At 59.2% G+C, this 12,919-nt stretch carries 19 protein-coding genes and 2 pseudogenes; 9 read left to right on the top strand and 12 right to left on the bottom strand.

What is annotated here, in order from left to right; translation table 11 throughout:
• A pseudogene (locus A3AI_RS49455) lies at positions 1-149 on the bottom strand (IS256 family transposase); the annotation flags it as partial.
• 156 nt (positions 150-305) lie between these two features.
• Here A3AI_RS49455 and A3AI_RS0128845 point away from each other — a divergent pair.
• Both A3AI_RS0128845 and A3AI_RS48030 read left to right on the top strand, forming a co-directional pair.
• A complete protein-coding gene (locus A3AI_RS0128845) occupies positions 306-503 on the top strand; it encodes a bacteriocin (RefSeq protein WP_036049872.1) in 198 nt (65 codons plus the stop codon).
• A gap of 133 nt (positions 504-636) precedes the next feature.
• Positions 637-837 carry a hypothetical protein gene (locus tag A3AI_RS48030; RefSeq protein WP_245286966.1) on the top strand — a complete coding sequence of 67 codons (201 nt, stop codon included), beginning with the start codon at positions 637-639 and terminating at the stop codon, positions 835-837.
• Between the two features lie 113 nt (positions 838-950).
• Here the strand turns inward: A3AI_RS48030 and A3AI_RS0128840 are convergent, their stop codons facing one another.
• Entirely contained in the window at positions 951-1,343 is a 393-nt protein-coding gene (locus A3AI_RS0128840; protein ID WP_198030237.1) for a cytochrome C, read from the bottom strand.
• A 937-nt stretch (positions 1,344-2,280) separates the two neighbouring features.
• Between A3AI_RS0128840 and A3AI_RS50325 the strand changes: the two genes are divergently transcribed.
• The gene (locus tag A3AI_RS50325; RefSeq protein WP_156927987.1) at positions 2,281-2,658 is read left to right on the top strand and encodes a PEP-CTERM sorting domain-containing protein; all 378 of its coding nucleotides are present in this window, start codon (positions 2,281-2,283) and stop codon (positions 2,656-2,658) included.
• Complete coding sequence (locus A3AI_RS43600) at positions 2,655-3,491, top strand: PEP-CTERM sorting domain-containing protein (protein WP_084801046.1); 837 nt, start codon at positions 2,655-2,657, stop codon at positions 3,489-3,491. Before A3AI_RS50325 ends, A3AI_RS43600 begins: the two co-directional genes overlap by 4 nt.
• 541 nt (positions 3,492-4,032) lie before the next feature.
• On the opposite strand, the gene A3AI_RS49440 is transcribed toward A3AI_RS43600, so the two are convergent.
• A complete protein-coding gene (locus tag A3AI_RS49440) occupies positions 4,033-4,209 on the bottom strand; it encodes a hypothetical protein (RefSeq protein ID WP_245286965.1) in 177 nt (58 codons plus the stop codon).
• Between A3AI_RS49440 and A3AI_RS50320 the strand changes: the two genes are divergently transcribed.
• Entirely contained in the window at positions 4,124-4,399 is a 276-nt protein-coding gene (locus A3AI_RS50320) for a DUF2061 domain-containing protein (RefSeq protein ID WP_502685773.1), read from the top strand. The two genes, A3AI_RS49440 and A3AI_RS50320, sit on opposite strands and share 86 nt — an antisense overlap.
• Positions 4,400-4,564: 165 nt before the next feature.
• Here the strand turns inward: A3AI_RS50320 and A3AI_RS43595 are convergent, their stop codons facing one another.
• Together A3AI_RS43595 and A3AI_RS0128815 are read right to left on the bottom strand one after the other, a co-directional pair.
• On the bottom strand, positions 4,565-4,966 hold the full coding sequence (locus A3AI_RS43595) for a hypothetical protein (RefSeq protein WP_198030236.1): 402 nt from the start codon (positions 4,964-4,966) through the stop codon (positions 4,565-4,567).
• A gap of 222 nt (positions 4,967-5,188) precedes the next feature.
• Positions 5,189-5,416 (bottom strand): hypothetical protein, encoded by a 228-nt coding sequence (locus A3AI_RS0128815; RefSeq protein ID WP_024518907.1) that lies wholly within the window; start codon positions 5,414-5,416, stop codon positions 5,189-5,191.
• A 63-nt stretch (positions 5,417-5,479) separates the two neighbouring features.
• Here A3AI_RS0128815 and A3AI_RS0128810 point away from each other — a divergent pair, with 63 nt between their 5' ends.
• Positions 5,480-5,794, top strand: a complete 315-nt coding sequence (locus A3AI_RS0128810) for a hypothetical protein (protein WP_024518906.1) — start codon at positions 5,480-5,482, stop codon at positions 5,792-5,794.
• Positions 5,795-5,968: 174 nt separating this feature from the next.
• On the opposite strand, the pseudogene A3AI_RS49435 reads toward A3AI_RS0128810, so the two are convergent.
• Positions 5,969-6,187: pseudogene (locus tag A3AI_RS49435) on the bottom strand (DUF3551 domain-containing protein); the annotation flags it as partial.
• A gap of 120 nt (positions 6,188-6,307) precedes the next feature.
• Between A3AI_RS49435 and A3AI_RS43590 the strand changes: the two are divergent.
• Positions 6,308-6,673, top strand: coding sequence for a hypothetical protein (locus A3AI_RS43590; RefSeq protein ID WP_036049868.1), 366 nt, complete (start codon positions 6,308-6,310; stop codon positions 6,671-6,673).
• A gap of 750 nt (positions 6,674-7,423) precedes the next feature.
• Here the strand turns inward: A3AI_RS43590 and A3AI_RS50315 are convergent.
• Positions 7,424-7,672 carry a GCG_CRPN prefix-to-repeats domain-containing protein gene (locus A3AI_RS50315; protein WP_084801043.1) on the bottom strand — a complete coding sequence of 83 codons (249 nt, stop codon included), beginning with the start codon at positions 7,670-7,672 and terminating at the stop codon, positions 7,424-7,426.
• Between the two features lie 894 nt (positions 7,673-8,566).
• On the opposite strand from A3AI_RS50315, the gene A3AI_RS0128785 reads away from it, so the two are divergent.
• Positions 8,567-8,953, top strand: coding sequence for a hypothetical protein (locus A3AI_RS0128785; protein ID WP_024518904.1), 387 nt, complete (start codon positions 8,567-8,569; stop codon positions 8,951-8,953).
• 98 nt (positions 8,954-9,051) lie between these two features.
• Here A3AI_RS0128785 and A3AI_RS46475 read toward each other — a convergent pair whose 3' ends face one another.
• Positions 9,052-9,327, bottom strand: coding sequence for a DUF3551 domain-containing protein (locus A3AI_RS46475; protein ID WP_084801049.1), 276 nt, complete (start codon positions 9,325-9,327; stop codon positions 9,052-9,054).
• Positions 9,328-10,520: 1,193 nt separating this feature from the next.
• Positions 10,521-10,850, bottom strand: a complete 330-nt coding sequence (locus A3AI_RS43580) for a hypothetical protein (protein ID WP_024518903.1) — start codon at positions 10,848-10,850, stop codon at positions 10,521-10,523.
• A 136-nt stretch (positions 10,851-10,986) separates the two neighbouring features.
• Between A3AI_RS43580 and A3AI_RS0128765 the strand changes: the two genes are divergently transcribed.
• Positions 10,987-11,193 carry a cold-shock protein gene (locus A3AI_RS0128765; protein WP_024518902.1) on the top strand — a complete coding sequence of 69 codons (207 nt, stop codon included), beginning with the start codon at positions 10,987-10,989 and terminating at the stop codon, positions 11,191-11,193.
• A 381-nt stretch (positions 11,194-11,574) separates the two neighbouring features.
• On the opposite strand, the gene A3AI_RS0128760 is transcribed toward A3AI_RS0128765, so the two are convergent.
• The 3 genes from A3AI_RS0128760 to A3AI_RS0128750 form a co-directional block, all read right to left on the bottom strand.
• Positions 11,575-11,784, bottom strand: coding sequence for a hypothetical protein (locus A3AI_RS0128760; protein ID WP_024518901.1), 210 nt, complete (start codon positions 11,782-11,784; stop codon positions 11,575-11,577).
• Positions 11,785-11,995: 211 nt separating this feature from the next.
• On the bottom strand, positions 11,996-12,427 hold the full coding sequence (locus tag A3AI_RS45480; RefSeq protein WP_024518900.1) for a DUF3085 domain-containing protein: 432 nt from the start codon (positions 12,425-12,427) through the stop codon (positions 11,996-11,998).
• Positions 12,424-12,666: a hypothetical protein gene (locus A3AI_RS0128750; RefSeq protein ID WP_024518899.1), complete on the bottom strand. Its 243-nt coding sequence runs from the start codon at positions 12,664-12,666 to the stop codon at positions 12,424-12,426. Before A3AI_RS0128750 ends, A3AI_RS45480 begins: the two co-directional genes overlap by 4 nt.
• Positions 12,667-12,919 lie beyond the last annotated feature (253 nt).

The following is a 12,919-nucleotide window of genomic DNA, read 5'->3' as shown; positions in this document are numbered from 1 at the left end:
AGCTCGGACGTGCTGGCCAGAAACGTGTCGACCTCGATCTCGACCGCCCTGGCGAGCAGGTCGCGCGCCCCGGCGCGGAGGATATCGGTCAGTGGATCGTCAACCGCGGAGGGCTGACGAAAAGCAAAAACGTTGGTAGTCTCGGTCATGGCGTATCGCTCTCCTTGAGGTTCTGGCAGGCTCGACACCCGCCTCGATACGCCGCCTCTCTCAACCCGTCATCACCCAGTTTCGGCCATAGCTCCCAAACCTGCGACATCAGATTGAACGGGGAGCAATCCCCTCATGAGGCAGGGAGAATGAACATGACGCAGATTGCGCGAACCGAAACCCTCGAACTGTCGATCGATGAGCTCGACCAGATCAGCGGCGGAATGTCCGTACCCACAAATGAAGCGCAGATTATTGCGGGCATTAAGGCTAAAAACTTTGCCCCCGGCAGCATCTTTACTGGAAACAGTTCCTTTGGGGACACAATCGACAACAACAACAACCTCCCGTGAGAAACAAAGAGGCCGCCAACTGAGGCGGCCTCTTAGGGAGCCTCGGCGTGCTCGGGAACAGTGCGCACAGAACCGACGAAACCCAGAGCTCGATCATTCCGTAGCTGACTTTTTTGGTCGAACGGGATGGCCCATGATGAGCGACAACTCACCTCCTGCGCCAAGATTTCTGGTGCGCCAGGGCTCTAAAGGCTGGATGGTTTGCGACCGCGAACGTAAGGCACCGGCACTGGTGGGGACTAATCCGGCGGTTAATCTGACGAGGGAGCAAGCCAACCAAATCGAGCTGAGGCTGGCGGCTGATAAAAATTCCTCCAACGGCAACGGGGGATAACCGCTCGCGCGCCCTTTATCGGCAAGGATCGCAAAGACTGCATGAAGCAGTTTCGAGTGGTTTGGGAAACTTCAGCGCAGCTCAGGCGGCCCGCCGTTTTCGGCCTCGCCTCTCTAACGTTTCGGTACCGGCATGGGCGGACGCAGCGAAGCCTCCCCTGACGCGCCAGACGCGGGCGGCGACGGCTTGGCCGCAGCTGCTCGGCGTTTGGGTGATACGCTATCGAGGGACTCCAGATAGGAAGTTAGCTCCCAGGCCGCGCTCGAATTGCTCACGTAGTGCTGTTGCAGGAACATGTAGAGCGTGAGACTGAAGCGACCATTGGCAAGACCGCGTGCACTGCGATGACACGTCACGCAACTATCGGCAAACAGCTTCACTGCCGATTTGCCCTGATCGAGATTTTCGGCGCGGGCGGCAGCGTTGGTCAGCACGGCGATCGTGCCAAGGGTGAGCAGACAATACCCCATTTTCCGCGGCAACGTTCGTTCCGACGCTACAGGCATGCTGTAATCTTCCTTAGTCGCAGCAAAACGCTATCCTCCCGTTGGACAAATGGCGGCCTTTCCTAGCCAGCTTGTGATTGGCAAGACTGTCAAAAAGGCGGCGCTGGGGCGGGCTTAGGAAGGCCGATGGTCACTCGTTTTTTTTGCAGGCCGCGAAGTATGTGGGCAGACTGCAAGTAGCAAGCGCTGGACCGAAGCCCCGCGCCCTAATGGCCTATCAACAACACTATCTGCTCACTCCAGTGGCTGCACTGGCGGCGCCGTGGAAGCCGTGGTGGTCGTAGCCGACTGCCGTGTTGGGGCGGCCGCTTGAGGAGCGGCTCCATCTTTGGGCGCAGATTGATTGGGAACAGGTTGACTGTTGGGCACTGGTTGATTGTCGCCTGCAGGCGCCCGAGTGTCCCGGCTCGCGGCTCTGCGTGCCTGCCGGTTGGTGCTCGATCGTCTCAAGCCCCAGGAATGCGCAATCGACGGTCCGGCCGAGTAACCGATCACCGCGCCACCCACGGCCCCGATCGGCCCAAGCACCACGGCACCAGACAAGGCGCCCAGCGCAGCGTCGCCTACGCGTTCCCCGGCCCTCGCCGCCGAAGACGTCAGCGCCAGGGCGAGAACAACACATGCGATTGTCTTGTTCATTTCGAGTTCCCGTTTTTCTCTGCATACCAAGCCAAATCAAGTGGCTTCGCAAAAATGGTTTCATGCAGGCAATCATTCGTCGAATTGAAGCGCCTACGCGTATTCCTGCGCTTCTGTGGCTGCCGCGACACAGGCCGCCAGTGCGCCGGAACAAAAGAAAACCCACCGGCGCTCTCACGTCGGCGGGGTAACAAGCGTCGAGCTTTCGTTTCGTTACTCACCGGCGCCGGTTCGGGCACCTTCACTGGGATCGATGAGTTGGTTATTGCCACCAACGGCATTTATTTGATGGACAACACTGCGTTCAACGAAGTTTTCCGCCGTTCCCGAACCCTCCACATGGGCGATGATGCTCTTGGGCTTCGGCGGGCCTCGGCTTCATGGCGTATCGTCGGAAGCAAGATGGTCCGACGTTTCGCTTAGCTTGAATTCAAGTGCCCCTTTCTCAAGCTGCATAAAGACCGCCTTCGAGGCGGTCTTTATTCTCCGCCCCGCGGGCTTCACCCCAGCCGCGAGGACCAGACCGGCCGGCGGCTGCTGCGCCGCAAATAACCTACCCCATTCGGGTTACGGTGGTTGCTTCCCAAAGATTCCGCAACTTGATGCGATTGACAACATCAGACACATTTGGAAACATGAACGTTATTTAAGGATTTATTTAAGGGGGAGAAAATGACAATTAAATCGCACTCGTTCAATAAATTGTTGCCGGCAATTATAGTTGCCGCGGTCTTGGAAACGCATTCGCCCGCGGTGGCAAGCGTCGTTGTTCCGAACGCATCGTCCGACATCGTTCTCACCGTAAACTCGGTCGTTTCATCACAAAACCTCTATCAATCGCTAAACTCGGACACCACGTACACGAGCACAAGCGGAGGCCCAAATCCTGCGGCGTCTGCGTCGGGCACCGCATCGTTGAACCCCTCACCGGCAATCAGCGTTTCGGCCTCGGTGTCTGGAGTGGGCGACCAAGCCATCGCCTATGAAGCTTTCAGCTATTATTTTATGTACGCGTCCTCAAGCAGTGTACAAATTCCAATCATTTTCACGGCCAACGGTGCCGTATCGCAATCAGCAACTACAGCCAACGAAGCTCAGCTCCAGGTCAATTCGACAGTTGACGGTACGCTCTTGCTTTCCGCCAGCGCATGTCAGGGGGGCAACAGCAGCAGCTGTGCCGGTCTAACGAACAAGCCGTCTTTTTCCATTGCAGACCAGATAACGGTCAGCTCGAATGTACTCTATGAGGTCCAGGAGTCCGTATATGCGCTCGCCCAAACAGGCTTCAACAGCAGCAGCACAAGCTCCATTGACCCGTTTATGTCGTATGCGCCCGGCTTCGACCCAACCGGTATTACGCTAGAACTTAGCAGCAACGTTGGAAACTTGCCTATTTCAGCCGCCCCCGAACCCTCAACCTGGGCGATGATGGTACTAGGCTTCTGCGGTCTCGGCTTCATGGCGTTTAGCCGTCGCAATCGAGCGCGCGCATTCACCTTCGCCTGTTGAATCGGCGAGAGCAGCGGCCGGTTGAAGCCGGCCGTTTCACCGCGGATCGCCCTGAAGGTCTTGCGCGTCAGACGCTTTGCAATCGCGTCGGCTCGCTCCCTGTTGCTTCGAGAAGCACCTGCTCGGGCTTGTCCTCGCGAATGATTTTGGCGAACCACCCGACAACTTCCATGGTCGACAAGCCGCGCCGCCACGCAATAGCTCTGCTGTGCTATCGGCACCCTTCCCGGCCGGATCCACGCCGCCCGCCAGGGCTGCTTTGTTCGCCATGGCGGGACTGAACCTCGCGGCGCTGCCTCCACACCGGGCCGAACGACAGGTGGCAGTCGTCATCGCTGTCGGCGTCTGATCGCCGAACCGCCGCGGGCGAGTAACCTTAACAATTGCTTTCGATTGCCGATAAAATTCTATCGATTACGATGATCAGCAGTTGAGCGGTGTGTGGACTTGGCGCGCTGAAATTCAGCGACGATGACCACCGGAACCTCGATCTCCACCGCGATCACGCCCGAAAAGCACGCAGCGCACGACCCGCGAGGGCCTACCGGACTCGGGCCAGTGGGAGAACCGAGGACCCAATGCGCAAGACGATTGCGAAGGCCGTCACGTGGCGGCTGATCGGAACCGCCGAGATTTTTGCGATCTCTTTCTGGACCACCGGGCACATCGCGACGGCCGGCCACACGGCCGGGATCGCGGCCATCACCTCGATCGTCATGTACGTGGTCCACGAGTTGGCATGGGAGGCAGGCATGCGAGAGAGTCCCTGTTGGGATGATCTGCCGGCCCGAGGCCTGAGACGGACCTTGGTTCCAGCGACGAGGCTCTGGAGCAGGCCAAAGCCCTCGCCCGAGCCGAGCACCCCCGCTTCAAGGAGTGACCCGCCATTGGCGACGGGTCCAGTCTAGGGAGAAGCCAGCAGTATAGCCGATTCGCAAGTCTGGAGCCGAGCGCCTATATGCCGGCGATGCCGCTCAAACCGGTACAACTGTCTGCCCCAGTCGCGCGCCGCCTCGTCGAGGACATGCGCGCCTTCTAGGCCGAACTGCACCACGGCCGACTTGCAGGATGTTTCAAGCGCCTTGCAACTCAAGCGCTTCATCGGAGACCGCGTTTGCGGTTGTGGTCGCGCGTGACAGCAGCTGCTTACGAATTACTTGTTCAGCAAGAGCCAGTGCCTCCAGAGCCTCGCGCGCTTTGATCTCGGCCAGCTCAGCCCGTACTTCGGCTGCCGTAACTTTGTCCTGCGCAGCCGTGATCTCTCGCTCAGCTCGGTCTAGGGCACTCGAAGCAGCTTGAAGTTTGGAATCGGCCTCAATGAAGATCTCTCGCCGAGATTGTTCAGCTGCCTCGATCCGAGCTTCGGCGGAATGCAACTTTTGAAGCAACGACTCGGCCAGCGTTTCCGCTCCACGAGCCTGCTCTTCGATTTCACTGAACAGATCAGCAGCCTGGTGCACAAGGTCGAGCACCACAGTGCCGTATCCTGTCTCCGATCTGCGAAGGCTGCTGAGCGGGCCCCCGAGTCCGAACCTAGCTTTGCGATTGGAGTGCGCCATAATCATGTTGCGCTTCTTTGGACTGAAATTCCTGCGAGAATGAACGATTACGGTAAATTTGGCGTTAATTGAGCGAATGGCATGGTTCAGCCGACCGCCCGAAGGCGGCCTTTGTGCACCGAAACAGCCGCGACCTGATCAGCCGCAGACGCGCACGCGGCGCATGCGCCAGGCATAACCGTCCCAGAAGCGCTGGGTCTTCCAGTAGCAGGGGCCGGTTGGATCGCCAACCGGGGCATCGACATAGCCCGAATAGTACGGATAGCCGCCGGGCCCGGAATAATAGCGCGGCAAAGCATAAGCGGGCGAGACTGCGGAGATGGCCAAAGGCGCGGCCGCACTGAGAGCCAACAACGTCTTCCTCATGGTGATATCTTTCCAACGCGGCGAAGACTGCAGCAAAAGTTTCATATCGGGCTTGAATGCACAATGAACATTGTCGCCTTCAACACCGACGAGAGGCTTGCGCGCGACGCCAGCGCCGAGGTTGCCGGCGAGCTTTGCCTGGCTAAAGAGGCGGCGATTCGTTGGCTTGATCTGATCCGCTGCCCTTCACAGCGCGAACCTCGCATGGCTGTGAAGCCTGCCGCTGCTGCTCGTACCGGACTGCATCAGCGCTTCTTTATCACGCACGGCATTCGCGCTAGCGAGCGTTCGCGTGCTGAACATTCGGATGTCTTCGAGGGCGCCGGCCACAACCGGCGCCGCTTTGTCGAAGACCTAACTTTCGCGATGCTCGGATAACTCGCAGAAACACGGCGCCTACACTTAGGGCCTGTACGTACCTGAGTCCGAGCCGCCAACCAGACCTCCACGGTTGTTCGGGTTGCCGTACTGGTTGAAACCGTACCAACCGTTGTTGTTCCAGCCGTTGTTGTTCCAGCCGTAGCTCGGAGCGGGCTGCTGCTGGGCCCGCGCTTGGCGTGCGTACGCATATCGCGGATTGATGCCGCAACCGGCGTTGGTGCCGGATGCAGTGGCCCTGCATTGAGCGAAGGTTCTGAACTGGCAATTGCCGGGATAGCCCCAACCGGCGCCTTGGAGGCAGTAGCGAGCCGCGACGGCGGGCGACGTTGATACGGTCAGGGTGAGAGCGGAAGCAGTTGCGAGAGTTGTGATCAGAAGAATGCGTCGCATGGGGCATCCTTTCGTGCTGGTCGTTGCCTACCCCCGCTGACCCTGACCTCTCGACCAGCTGGCGAGTTTGATCTGGATCAAAGGTGGAAACCTGGACGGTGGTCCGGCACAGTCACACAGGTGCCACTGAACGAAGGCAACAGCGCACAGACCATCGAGATCACTGGGACCACGCGTGCCAAGGTCCCTGGCGCCATGTTCGATAACAACTCTTTCCGCTGCCTCGGCTCGGAAATCATGCATGATGGTAAGGTTGCATCCGGTAGGGACGTCTGCATGGCTCTCGATCCAGATGGTGACAGACGGTTCGCTGCTTTCACTACGGATGAAGGCAAGGTCACCAGGAAGGAGCTTGGAGGAACCGGGAAGTATGACGGCATGGTCACGTCTAACCAGACCGTCGAGATGATGCCGACGACACCGATCGTGGTGCCGGGAACTGTCCAAGGCTGCAACCATCAGACCGGAACGTACAAGTTGAAATGAGCTAAGAGCGGACGGACTTCCTCGCCCCTCCAGTTCGCAGAGCCTGGGAACGGCAGCACGGTTACATTCGCCGTGCTGCCGTTGCACTCATCTGCATGGCGCCGGCAAAAGGGCACGAAAAAGCCCCGCCTGACGGGGAGCGCCGGCGGGGCCCAGGTGACGGGCTGGCTTGGACAAGGCCAGCCGCCTGATCAAGTCAGAAGTGATTGAAGATGGGATGACGGGGATATGTCGCCGACTGTCACACCAGTGTCACGCCGACGTCGCGTTCCAAACCCGCTCTCGTCCCTTTACGCCGCCGCCGCATCGCCGCCAGCCGGTCGATCGCAACTTGTGAGGCACGGCTGCCAACCTCAGCCCCCCTGGCGCTCCCTACCCCCCCAGCACTACTGCTGACAGCCTGAGACTTGATGAAGGCAATCGGCGCGAAGCTCGGAGGATCATCCTGCACTGTTGGTGCATGAGGCGCGGGACCGAAGCCCGCCTCTGCCAATTTGTCGCAGGGTTCGGCTAAGTTCCGCCGCCTTCCGGATGCGGCGAAACCATTTTTTCGGGTCACATCCCGAAACGGGAGGGCTTCCTTGATGCTGCGTGGGTAGCGCGGCCGCGGTGAGTTTGATGATTGAGTTGATTGCGATGGCCGTCGGTCTGGCGAGTGCTTTCATTTTCGTGACGCATGCGATCGAGGCTTATCGCGCATAAGCGAACGCGGGACCGAAGCCCCGCGACCCCAATTGCCGACACACGACCTTAGATCCAATCCTTGACGGTCAACTTGCAGGACCCAAAGCTCCGGCTCCAGACGTAACCGAACGGGCACGGCGGTCGCGGGCGTGTCGTTACGGGGCATTCGTTCGAAATCCTCGCCCTGCCCCAGCCATCGATCACGCATGCGCCGGAAACGGTAGCGTGGCAACCCGGACCACAGCCGTCTGCGGCAGTAGCTGGGCTGAGGCCAGCAAGGATAGCCACGAACAAAACTCCAAACAGGGCTCTCATGCGCACTCCTTATCGCCAGAAGCTCTCGCCTCTGCTTCGTCCAGTATAGCGCATCCGCGGCAGGGACTGAAACGAAACGGCGGCAAAAGATCCCCCCGGACGCTCACGTCGGCGGGACAACAATCATCAAGTCTTCGTTCGGTAGGCATAGGCTACCGCGGATCAGTTGAGAGCCGGTTAGCGGCTCAACCGTCTGCGGCGGGTCCACAACCGCTGCCGGTTGCGCTTCATCCTCATCCCGGCCGAGAGCTGCGCCAAGGCCCTCGGCCATGCTCGACCAAGATCAGCGCAAGCGCCGCGGAGGAATGCGATCAAGAAATACAAGGTAGTCAGATAAGAAAGAAAAGTGTTCCAACGAACTTGGCGGTTTATTTCAGGAACGCGACCGAAGAACTAAAAGTTGTAGAAGCATGGAGGATTTTGCCATGCTTGTGTTTTACTTGCCGATTATAGTCTTGGAAGTGATGCTCGAAGCGGACACGACGAAGCGCAAGGTGGACGATTCCGAGGCGCCGACGTTGGCAGAGCCCACCACCACCGTGTCGGGCCCTGACATTTTATTCACATTCTAACAGGCCGCGCCGCGCTAGGTTGCCGCGCGGGTCCGAGTGACACTGGGTGTTGCCCCATACGCCTGGCGTCAGCCATCCACCTGCCGCCCCCGCCACGCGTCTCCCCGCCGGCGGGGGTCGTTTGCACCGCCGCCTGGCTTCGCATTGGGTGGCCGGTGCGCTCATACCCTCAAACCGATAGAACCGCCTCCCGCGGTCGCGCGCCGCCGCTGGGCCTCTCCGACGTGAAGGAAATGTCCGCACAGATACGAGATCACGCGTAACGCCCGCTAAGCTGGGGATATCTGCTTGCCCTCTCCCGAGGTTGCGGAAACAATCCAGCATGGCGCTGCCCCCTGATCAGGAACGTGAATATCTCGCCCAACTTGAGGAGATGGGCGTCTCTTTGGTTAGATCTGATCTTGAAGGGGGCAAGATACAGCCTCATTGGGTGAACCTGACCGCGACATGGCTATCCAGAAAGGAAAAGGACGCAGAAGAGCTGAGAGAAGCTTCTCACGTTGAACAAATGGAGCTTGCGAGGCGAGCTTCAGAGGCTGCGGAGCGCTCGGCTTCTGAGGCTGAACGCGCCCTGGCAGCTGCCGAACGGCAAGCAAGCGCGTCTGAGAGAGCCAATACCAGAGCCACAATCGCACTCATAATCGCGTTCTTTTCTGTCGTCGCGACGGCAATCAACATCTGGATAACTCATCTGGATGCACACAAGTGATTGAAGGCCCCAGCGTGACCGCGATAACGAGTTGTTTCAGCGCTCGTCCGCCGAGGCCGAGGCGATGACGCGTTGCACGCGGTTGCTGGGCTAACGCTTCAACGGAGTGGCCAATAGCCTTGTCGCTGCTCCGTAAACGCATATCGCGGATTCACGCCACAGTAGGCCACCGTACCGGAGGCGGTCGCCATACATTGCGCGTAGCTTGAGAACTGACAGTTGCCAGGGTAGCCCCAGATTACGCCTTGGAGACAGTACAGATCCGGTGGTGTTGCTACCTCCGGGCTGGGCGTGCGAGAGCGTCCTGGCGAGGCCGAGGTCGTTATTGCAATGAGACAAACGACGGACATTGCCACGAATAAAGTTTGGCGCATGGTGTCGACTCCGGGGCTCTCCATGGTGAGGCAAGGCCCGCTGATTACGGTCCACTCCCTGCGAGCCAACAGGGGATATCTACATCAAAGGTAGTCCTTCTCATCGGCGTCGAGTAGGTCGCCGTGCAATGTCGCGACTGTCGCCGTTAAGGACCCGAGTTCACATCTTCCGACATACTGGTCAAGTGTTTGGGAAATTGCGGGCCGGGATGATCGGCTGATTTTTTGAGTGGCGATAGTGATGCCGCCACCGTCTACCGGCCGGCCTCCCCCTCCCGCCGCTGGGTCGCTCATCCACTGAACGCCGGGGCTGGGGCTATCGGTCCAGCGGGCGGGTTAACCGTTATTGCTCACGGGAAATTGGATCATGCGAGAGAGGTACCTCCAATTCGCCGCCGTGGCCCTTGAAATGGGTGAACTCTCTCCCGCTACGAACACACCAAAGATAAGGCTGGGAAATTTCAGTTATCCAGTGCGTAACGCAGCGCCGCCAAGCGGATATTCCGCTCGGGCGGCGCTGTGCTTTTCTAGCCGGATGACTCAGACTTCAAAAAGCGCCATCGCATTCGCTTTTTCCCACTTGATCGCCCATGTCCAGGACATGCCCCTCAAGCCGATAGACTGCCGTCCGCGGCGCGCCGCTCTGTTCAGGATATACGCGCGTTCCATGCCGAGTTGAATGCGATCAAGCGCGATGAGATCGCCCGCAAGATTACCGGCCTGCTCAAGCCGAGAGGCTGCGCCTCGCCGACATCAAGGAGACGTTCGAACAGATGGGGAAGCCGCCCCCAAAGACCCTATCGATTCTGTCGGTGTAGATAGCGCTGAAATGCTTCAACGAAGCGCGTTCGCCAATCCAAGGACGCCTCGCGTTGCCAAACCGGCCTTGTTCGGAGCCGCAGGTCGGCCGCCCAAGCGCTTTCTGAGATCAGCGCGGTGCTTACAAGCGCTACCAGCAGCAGAACTGCGGCGCACGGACTTGGAAGAACCATCTTGAGCAATGTCGGCTTCGCGTTGGAAAAAATCGGTCGAACCATGGTCCGAACTGTTCGCGATTACCGTTAATTTAGCTTTAAGGCGCCATGCGCCGCTGACAGTTCTCGCCGCAAATCAGAACAGGTCGATCAGCCCCGGGCGAGCCAAGAAGTTACGGTGCTCCCAAATTAGGAACGCGGCACCGAAGCCCTGCGCCTTCATGGTCGAACCGCCTGACTGCTCGGCCGCACTGCTTGCGGAGCGCCCCCTTCGGCTTTTGCGGCTGCTGCCTGCCGGTCACGCGCTGCGGTCAGCTCCTTCTTGAGCTTCGTTTGTTCATCGGTTTTCATCAGTTCACGGGACAGCGGCAGATCTTCCACCGGAAGGTAACCACTCGATTTGCGCTGCGGCGGTGCCTCAGCCCGCGCATCCATCAGCGACGAGCCAGCAGTTGACGTCGCGCAGCCGCCGAGCGAGAGGGTCAACAGCAGCAGCGCTCTGGCGGCGATCGGAGCCCTTGCCGGCGCGTTGAAATACGCAATACCCATGCGCGCGCATTGCGGACCAAATATGACTTTCGGCCACGGTTCCACCCGACCGGCCTGGAACCGAAGCTCCACCGGAGTGTGCAAGAGCGATAATTGTGCTAATCCGCTGCTGCATTTGCACCAAAAGGAACGATTTATGGCGACAGGTACAGTTAAGTGGTTCAACGGCCAAAAGGGATTTGGTTTCATCCAGCCGGACGATGGCGGAAGTGATGTGTTCGTTCATATCAGCGCCGTTGAGCGCGCTGGATTGTCCGGTTTGGCCGAGGGCCAGAAGATATCTTACGAGGTCAAGGTCGATCCCAGGCGGGGCAAGAGCAGCGCGGAAAATTTGAGGGTCTGAGGCAGGCCAATTCCCCCGGCTCATCCCCTCAGTGTCGGGCTCCTCGGCCTTTCCCAAGCCGAGGAGATGGTTCTTCAAGCACGTGCCATGGCGTGACGGTTCGGCTCAGCACGTCCGGTCACGGTTGCCTGCCGGCCCCCCCGGGCGCTGTGCTCGGGGGCTTAGGAACGGCTCAGCCCTATCGGGCCACCTCAGGAAAGTGCGGTCTGGTAGTCGCTTACCCGGTCAGATCAATGGCACCGATGGGCGAGTGACACGGCCGCTGCTCAAATTCGATTGTGGGAATTCAGCGTCCCAGCTCGAAACAAAAGCCACCGAGAGAGGACATTTCGAGCGCGGCGGCGTATTTTTTGGGGCGACTGTAAGCGACCTGGTCGCGCCTCAGCCGATCAACTCTTTTCTGATCGCTTGTATCCGATTGTAGGCGGCGTTGCGGATCGCATCCGCTTGGTAAGGGGGCGTCGTACCCGACCTGAACTCGTCCAATATGCCGAACAATGACGCGCTGACCTCCTCCAGGTTCATTGTTTCGATTTGAGCTATCCGCTTCTGGATTTCGGGACTTAAAGCCGCGGCCTGTTTGTGTGGCATGCTGGCTGCCTTTTGTTGGTCAACTCGTGATCCTGATCCCCGACGTGACCAAAACAAGACGTCAGTCCATCTGCGTTGTGGATAACTATCGCCGTCTCGCCCGGCAGGCATGTGTCGCGAGCTGCTGCGGGTCCCGCTTTCTGTGCCATCGGCTCCGGCGACGCTGCGTTTACCGCTCCGACCACCGCTGCAGCCACAGGAACCAGCTGCCCTAATGGTACCAATCCGGTGCGAGCCGAGTTCGCAATGATTGCCATCGCACGATAGCTTGCCCATTTTCGACTACGGCCACCGTCATCGTGTCGTCGTCCAACATAATCTCGATGTCGCAGCCACCATCCACGGCCGTGCCGATCATTACCACCTCAATAAACTCCATGCCGCCACCGTTGCCGAAGATGGCGCGCTTGATGTTCAACCAATTTTCGGTCGGCACTTTGAGCGGGTCACATTCGTTTGCATAGGCGACGATAGGGCTGCCCTTAGGCCTCGCGCCGTTATGCATGAGGTAGACGCCCTGGCCACCGACAAGCCAGAAGCCGGGCGACCGTTGGCCATTTATAGTGCGCACCGAGACCGGCCATTGCTGCACTGCCTCGGCCCATAGAGCCTTCAGCCGCGCCTGGGAAAAAGTGATCTTCACTGCAGGCGACTCCTTCGCACCACGAGGGCGGGGTCGTCGGTGATCGCTGCGGTCATCTGGTCGCGCGGCATGACACACACGATTCGCGTCTCGTTCGGCAGAGAGAACGTCAGCCAATAGGTTTCGTCATCGTGTGCGGCGATCACGAGCGTCGCTTCGACATAGGCCGTTTTGTTGTTGTCGGAGACCGCGAAACCTGCGCCTGTCAGCGCGGTACGTTCCTGTTCATCAAACTTCATGGCGTCATCTCGATTTGGAGGACGTCCCCGGGCGCGCGGTCTATCGGTCTTGTGCAATGAAGCCTTGTTAAATCGCATCAAGGTTGTGAAGTGTTGGTAATGTCCGGCTCCGGACGAGAGCGTAGGTTCGTCCTGTGCGGCGATAAGCGCCGTAACCTAACTAACTGACAAATCTTCCTTGTCTGCTCCGCGCATTTTGATCGGAGCGTCGTCCGGAAGTGTCCTCTTGGCCTTGTCCCAGGACTCTGCGTCG

Origin of the sequence: Bradyrhizobium sp. Tv2a-2 (assembly GCF_000472425.1) — a bacterium.
In the GTDB taxonomy this organism is placed as follows: domain Bacteria; phylum Pseudomonadota; class Alphaproteobacteria; order Rhizobiales; family Xanthobacteraceae; genus Bradyrhizobium.
This window is presented reverse-complemented; position numbering and strand designations above follow the sequence as displayed.